4 protein-coding genes and 1 pseudogene are annotated in these 7,154 nt (G+C 71.0%); all 5 read right to left on the reverse strand.

What is annotated here, in order from left to right; all coding sequences use genetic code 11:
- Positions 1 to 96: 96 nt before the first annotated feature.
- The gene (ffh, locus tag EHS43_RS07080) at positions 97 to 1,644 is read right to left on the reverse strand and encodes a signal recognition particle protein (protein ID WP_125189672.1); all 1,548 of its coding nucleotides are present in this window, start codon (positions 1,642 to 1,644) and stop codon (positions 97 to 99) included.
- Positions 1,645 to 1,728: 84 nt separating this feature from the next.
- A complete protein-coding gene (locus tag EHS43_RS07085) occupies positions 1,729 to 4,176 on the reverse strand; it encodes a [protein-PII] uridylyltransferase (protein WP_125189673.1) in 2,448 nt (815 codons plus the stop codon).
- 26 nt (positions 4,177 to 4,202) lie between these two features.
- Positions 4,203 to 4,541 (reverse strand): P-II family nitrogen regulator, encoded by a 339-nt coding sequence (locus EHS43_RS07090; RefSeq protein ID WP_003997576.1) that lies wholly within the window; start codon positions 4,539 to 4,541, stop codon positions 4,203 to 4,205.
- Positions 4,538 to 5,869, reverse strand: coding sequence for an ammonium transporter (locus tag EHS43_RS07095; RefSeq protein ID WP_125189674.1), 1,332 nt, complete (start codon positions 5,867 to 5,869; stop codon positions 4,538 to 4,540). Before EHS43_RS07095 ends, EHS43_RS07090 begins: the two co-directional genes overlap by 4 nt.
- Positions 5,870 to 6,182: 313 nt before the next feature.
- A pseudogene (locus tag EHS43_RS07100) lies at positions 6,183 to 7,154 on the reverse strand (hypothetical protein); the annotation flags it as partial.

Below are 7,154 nucleotides of genomic sequence, written 5' to 3' on the forward strand. Positions count from 1 at the left end.
AGGGGCCGGGGCGCGGCGGGAGGGCGGACAGACGCCCCGCCCGCTCGCCCATGCCCCGGCGCGCGACCGTCCCGCAGTCCCTGTCGGCCGGCCTGCTCAGCCCATGAACTTCTTGAACTCGTCCGGCAGCTCGAAGTCCTGCGGGGCCTGCTGGCCGGGCACCCCGAAGGCGCCGCCGCCCTGGGCGGCCCTGCGGGCGGCCTCCTCCTGCTCCTGCTGCTTGCGCTTCATCGGGTTGCCGGAGCGCTGCTTGCCCTTGGCCTTCTTGGGCTGCTTCTTGGCGCGGCCGGGACCGCCGCCCATGCCCGGGATCCCCGGCATGCCGGGCATGCCGCCGCCCTGGGCCATGCGGGACATCATCTTGCGGGCCTCGAAGAACCGCTCGACGAGGTTCTTGACCGCGCTGACCTCGACACCGGAACCCTTGGCGATACGGGCGCGGCGCGAGCCGTTGATGATGGTCGGTTCCTGGCGCTCGGCCGGGGTCATCGACTTGATGATGGCGGCCGTGCGGTCGACGTCCCGCTCGTCCAGGTTGTTGATCTGGTCCTTGATCTGGCCCATGCCCGGGAGCATGCCGAGCAGCTTGGAGATGCTGCCCATCTTGCGGACCTGCTCCATCTGGGCCAGGAAGTCGTCCAGGGTGAAGTCCTGGCCCTTCTTGGACGCCAGCTTGGAGGCCATCTTCTCGGCCTCTTCCTGACTGAACGTCTTCTCCGCCTGCTCGATCAGGGTGAGCAGGTCACCCATGTCGAGGATGCGGGAGGCCATCCGGTCGGGGTGGAAGGCGTCGAAGTCCTCCAGCTTCTCGCCGTTGGAGGCGAACATGATCGGCTTGCCGGTGATCTGCCGGATCGACAGCGCCGCGCCACCGCGGGCGTCGCCGTCGAGCTTGGAGAGCACCACGCCGTCGAAGCCGACGCCGTCGCGGAAGGCCTCGGCGGTGTTGACCGCGTCCTGGCCGATCATCGCGTCGACGACGAAGAGGATCTCGTCGGGGCTGACGGCGTCGCGGATGTCCGCGGCCTGCCGCATCAGCTCCTGGTCGATGCCGAGACGGCCGGCGGTGTCCACGATCACGATGTCGTGGACCTTCGCCTTGGCGTGCTCGACGGAGTCCTTGGCGACCTTGACCGGGTCACCGACGCCGTTGCCCGGCTCGGGGGCGTAGACCGCGACCCCGGCGCGCTCGGCGACGACGCTGAGCTGGTTGACGGCGTTGGGGCGCTGGAGGTCGGCGGCGACGAGCAGCGGCGAGTGGCCCTGCTCCTTCAGCCACCGGCCGAGCTTGCCCGCGAGGGTCGTCTTACCGGCACCCTGGAGACCCGCCAGCATGATCACGGTGGGCGGGTTCTTGGCGAACCGGAGCCGCCGGGTCTCGCCGCCGAGGATCGTGACGAGTTCCTCGTTGACGATCTTCAGGACCTGCTGGGCGGGGTTCAGCGCCCGGGAGACGTCGGCACCGAGGGCGCGCTCCTTGACGTTCTTGATGAACGACCGGACGACCGGCAGGGCCACGTCCGCCTCGAGGAGCGCGATCCGGATCTCGCGCGCGGTGGCGTCGATGTCCGCCTCGGAGAGCCGTCCCTTGCCGCGCAGGTTCTTGAAAGTCGCTGAGAGGCGATCGGAAAGAGTATCGAACACGGCGCTCGCGGTCCTCGGGGTCGGTGGCAGCTGGGAATCGCCCTCCAGGGTATCCCGGCGACACACGTAGCCGGGATCCCCCGGTCAGCCCCGCAGGGTCTCCTCCAGCTTCCGGGCCACGGCGGCCGCCTCACCGGCCCCGAGCGGGGCGCCCTTGCCGTCGGTGACGTAGAAGGCGTCCACCGCGTTGGCGCCCAGCGTCGACACGTGCGCGCTGCGCATCCGCACCCCGGCGTCCTCCAGCGCGCGTCCGATGCGGAACAGCAGTCCGGGGGCGTCCTGGGCGCGCACCTCGATCACCGTGGCGTGCCGTGAGGCGGCCGGGGCTACCGTCACGCGCGCGGGGGGCGCGACGACACCCCGGCGCCGCGGATAGGCGGCGTCCCGCTCGGCGAGGCGCCCGGCGACGTCCAGCGAGCCGTCCAGGACCCGTACGAGATCGGCGCGCAGCCGGGCCGCCTGGGGCAGCGAGCCGTACTGGGCCGCGACCCGCCAGTTCAGCAGGAGCACGGAGCCCTCGACGCCGTCGGGCAGGTCCTGGGTGCTCAGCTCGGCGGTGCGGACGGTGAGCCGGTGCACGGCCAGCACCCCGGCGACCGCGGGCAGCACACCGGGCTGGTCCGGTACGGCGATCACGAGCTCCACGCCGAGCGGTTCCGGGTCGCCCGAGGGCTGGGCGTCCACGGGCGGCTCGGTCTGGGCACGCAGGGACAGCACCGGGCCGCCGGTCGCGACCGCCTCGATGGCGAGCCGCTCCTGCTCGGCGGTGGGAGCAGCGGCCTCAGGTTCCTCGGGAGCCTCCCCGGCGAGCACCGCGCCCACCCGCTTGACCAGGTCGGCGACGAGCGAGTCCCGCCAGGACGACCAGGCGGCCGGCCCGGTGGCCAGGGCGTCGGCCTCGGTGAGCGCGTGCAGCAGCTCCAGCGTGCCCTGCGACCCGACCGCGTCGGCGACCGAGCGCACGGTGGCCGGGTCCTCCAGGTCACGCCGGGTGGCGGTGTCGACGAGGAGCAGGTGGTGCCGTACGAGGGTCGCGAGTACGGCCACGTCGTCGCGGTCGAAGCCGATGCGCGCGGCGACGTCCTTGGCGATGATCTCGCCGGCCACCGAGTGGTCGCCGGGCCAGCCCTTGCCGATGTCGTGCAGGAGCGCGGCGACCAGCAGCAGGTCGGGGCGGTGGACGCGCCGGGTGAACTCCGAGGCGCGCACGGCCGTCTCGATCAGGTGCCGGTCGACGGTCCAGATGTGCACGGCGTTGCGCTGCGGGCGGCAGCGCACGCGCTCCCAGTCGGGCAGCATCCGGGTGATCAGCCCCTCGGCCTCCAGCGCCTCCCAGACCTCGATGGTGGGCGGGCCGGAGCCGAGCAGGGTCACGAGCTGTTCGCGGGCCTCGGCGGGCCAGGGCGTGGGCAGCGGGCGCACTCCGGCGGCCATGCGCCGTACGGCGTGCAGGGAGAGCGGGAGTCCGGCCTGGGCGGCGGCGGCCGCGGCGCGCAGTGGGAGCACGGGGTCCCGGTCGGGGCGCGCGGCACGGGCGAGCACCACCTCGCCGTCCTGCTCGACGACGCCCTCCGCCAGGGGTGACCGCTCGGGGACCGGCTTGCCGCCCCCGAGCATGGCGCGCAGCCGGGGCCGCACGGAGCGCGACCTGAGGACGCGTCCCACCTCGCGCCAGGTGACGTCACTGGCGTAGGAGATGACCCGGGCGGCCTCATAGACCTCCCGCAGGAGGGTGTCGGCGTCCAGGAGCCCGAGCTCGGCGGCGACCTGGTCCTGCTCCTGGAGCGCGAGCCGGTCGGTCGCGCGGCCGGTGGCCAGGTGGAGGGCGTCGCGGACGTCGAGGAGCCGGCGCCGGGCGTCGTCGAGGCCCTCGCGCGGGGCGTCGGCCAGCCAGGAGGCGGCGACGGCGCGCAGGGCGGTGGCGTCCCGGAGGCCGCCGCGGGCCTCCTTGAGGTCGGGTTCGAGGAGGTACTGGAGTTCGCCCTGGCGTTCGGCGCGCTCGGCGCACAGTTCCTGGAGCTCGGGGAGACGCTTGGGCGCCTGGTTGCGCCAGTCGGCGAGGACGGTCGTCCGCAGCCCCGCGGTCAGGCCCAGATCGCCGGCGAGGTGACGGGCGTCGAGGAGGCCGAGCTGGACCTTCAGGTCCTCCGCGGCCGTCTTGCGGGCCTCCGCCGGGGTGCGCACGGAGTGGTCGAGGGCGAGGCCGAGGTCCCACACCGGGTACCAGAGGCGGTCGGCCAGGGCGGCGACCGCGTCCGAGTCGCTGCCGTCGTGCAGCAGGAGCAGGTCCAGGTCGCTGCGGGGCGACAGCTCGGCCCGGCCGTAGCCGCCGACGGCGACGAGGGAGACCCCGCGCAGCTTCTCGGCGCCCGCGGTGAACAGTCCCGAGAGCCAGTCGTCCGTCAGTTCGGCGAGGGCGGAACGGCGCGGCGGCCCGGACCGCGCCCCCTCAGTGAGGAGGCGCAGCCGGGCCGCCGCGTAACCGCTGGGTCCCGAGTCCTCTGCATCCTTGCGCACGTTCGTGCTCGTCACCCAGCAGCTCCTGTTCTGTGCCTCGGTCAGAGCGCGTCCGGGCCGCGCTCGCCCGTCCGGACCCGTACGGCCGTCTCGACCGGCAGGGACCAGACCTTGCCGTCACCGATCTTGCCGGTACGGGCCGCCTTGACGATGACGTCGATCAGCTGCTCGGCGTCGTCGTCCTCGGCGAGTACCTCGATGCGGATCTTCGGGACCAGGTCGACGGTGTACTCGGCACCGCGGTAGACCTCGGTGTGGCCCCGCTGACGACCGTAACCGCTCGCCTCGGTGACCGTCAGACCGTGCACCCCGAAGGCCTGGAGGGCTTCCTTGATCTCGTCGAGCCGGTGCGGCTTGACGACGGCGGTGATGAGCTTCATGCGTCCACCTTCTTGCCCGCGTCGGCGGCCGGGGCCGTGACGGAGGTCCGGGCGGCGCCGCCACCGGCACCGCTGAAGTCGTATGCGGTCTCGGCGTGCTCGGCCTGGTCGATGCCCGAGATCTCCTCGTCCTCACTGACCCGCATGCCGATCGTCTTGTCGAGCAGGAAGGCGAGGATGGCGGAGGCGATCAGGGAGTAGGCGAGGACCGCGAAGACACCGGCGCACTGCTTCCAGAACTGGTCCAGGCCGCCGCCGTAGAAGAGGCCCTTGACGTCGGACTGGCCGGTGCCGCTGGCGAAGAAGCCGATCAGCAGGGAGCCGATGACACCGCCGACCATGTGGACGCCGACGACGTCCAGGGAGTCGTCGTAGCCGAACTTGTACTTCAGGCCGACCGCCATCGCGCACAGGACACCGGCGATGACACCGACGCAGATCGCGCCGATCGGGGTGACCGCACCACCCGACGGGGTGATGGCGACCAGACCGGCGACCGCGCCGGAGGCGGCACCGAGGGTGGTGAACGCGCCGTGGCGGATCTTCTCGTAGAGGAGCCAGCCGAGCATGGCGGCGGCGGTGGCGATCTGCGTGTTGACGAACATCAGGGAGCCGACGCCGTCGTCGTTGCCGAGCCACGAGCCGGCGTTGAAGCCGAACCAGCCGAACCACAGCAGACCGGCGCCGAGCATGACCAGCGGGAGGCTGTGCGGGCGCATCGGGTCCCGCTTGAAGCCGACGCGCTTGCCGATCACCAGGATCACGCCGAGCGCCGCGGCACCCGCGTTGATGTGGACCGCGGTACCACCGGCGAAGTCGATCACACCGAGTTCGAAGGCCCAGCCGCCGGTGCCCCACACCCAGTGGGCGACCGGGAAGTACACGACCGTGGCCCACAGCACGACGAAGAGCGCCCAGGCGGAGAATTTCACCCGGTCGGCGATCGCGCCGCTTATCAGGGCCGGCGTGATGATCGCGAACATCATCTGGAACACGGCGAAGGCGAGAACTGGGATCGTGTATCCGGACCAGATGTCGCCCTTGTCGATACCGGTCCATCCGAAGAAGTCGGATTCCCAGCCGATGAGCGAGCCGTGGTCCGTACCGAACGCCATGGAGAAGCCGTACACCACCCACAGGATGGTGACGATACCCATGCTGATGAAGCTCATCATCAGCATGTTGAGGGTGCTCTTGACCCGGACCATGCCTCCGTAGAAGAAGGCGAGACCGGGCGTCATGATCAGCACCAGGGCGGAACAGATCAACATGAAGCCTGTGTTGGCCACAGACAGCTTGTCTGCGGCGAGCGTGATGGCTGGTGCCATCGGCGTCTCCTCGTCGTAGGTACGGCCCCGTGCGGGCGAAGCCAGAGCGGATTGAGGGGTGGGCCGGTTATGCGCCATGAGATTGACGCAGCGCGGTTTCGGTGGAAGCCCCTCGTTGTTTCGCCGCCGTGACGAAGACGCCTGGTGTGTTACGCGTCGATGAACTGCCGGATTCGGGTCGCGTCGATCGTTATCGTGGCGCAACCTTCGTAGAAGGAAAGAAACCGGCCGCGGTCGGCCTTCCGACGACCTGGCATGGGGGAGCCGAGTCGGGCAGTTCGGGAGGGCCGGCCGCGGCCGGGGTTCCGGGGATTCAGACGGCTTCCGCGGTCTCCGGGAGTTCCACGGCGAGCTTGTCGGTGAGATCCACGACCTGGGCGAGATCACCGAAATCGCGTACGGCCGTGTCGACCGTCTTTCGAATACGAGTGTTGACGCGCTCGGAGCGGACCTTCTTGGCGATGTTCATGGCCTGTTCCACCAGCACGGTGCTCTGCTCGGGCTCGCGCCGCAGCAGGTGCACGGTGGCCATGCCGACGAGATTGAGTGCGTACGACCGCTGGTGCTCGCCGTCGTCGGAGAAGAGCTCCACCGCCCGCTGCATGAGCGGCTCGGCCAGGGAGGCGTAGGTCGGGCTGCGGCCGGCGACGTAGGCGAGATCGCGGTAGGAGTGGGAGTTCTCGCCGTACAGCTCGGCCTCGGAGAAGAAGCGGATCCAGTCGGGGTCCGGCTCGTCCCATTCGTCGGCGTCGGCGAAGGTGTCCTCGGCCATCCGGACCGCCCGCTTGCACTTGCCGGGCTGTCCCATGTTGGCGTAGGCGCGGGCCTCCATCGCATACAGCATCGACTGGGTGCGCGGACTCGCGCAGTCCCGGCTGCCGTACTGCGCGAGGTGGATCAGCTCCAGGGCGTCCTCGGGCCGGCCGAGGTGGATCATCTGGCGGCTCATGCTCGACAGCACGTAGGAGCCGAGCGGCTTGTCGCCGGCCTCCTTGGCGGCGTGCAGGGCGAGCACGAAGTACTTCTGGGCGGTGGGCTGGAGCCCCACGTCGTACGACATCCAGCCCGCGAGCTCGGCCAGTTCCGCGGCGACCTTGAACAGCTTGCGGGTGGTGGTCTCGGGCTGGGGCTCCTGGAGGAGGTCCGTCACCTCGTGGAGCTGGCCGACGACCGCCTTGCGGCGCAGACCGCCACCGCACTGGGCGTCCCACTGGCGGAACATCACCGTCGTCGACTCCAGGAGGTCGAGCTCCGGCTTGGAGAGCCGGCCGACGCGGCGGGAGGC

Source organism: Streptomyces sp. RP5T (assembly GCF_003933965.1).
In the GTDB taxonomy this organism is placed as follows: domain Bacteria; phylum Actinomycetota; class Actinomycetes; order Streptomycetales; family Streptomycetaceae; genus Streptomyces.

Bases quoted from the DNA above. Each gene is read 5' to 3' on its own strand.
- EHS43_RS07090 (WP_003997576.1), bottom strand. From the start codon at position 4,541: ATGAAGCTCATCACCGCCGTCGTCAAGCCGCACCGGCTCGACGAGATC.
- EHS43_RS07095 (WP_125189674.1), bottom strand. From the start codon at position 5,869: ATGGCACCAGCCATCACGCTCGCCGCAGACAAGCTGTCTGTGGCCAAC.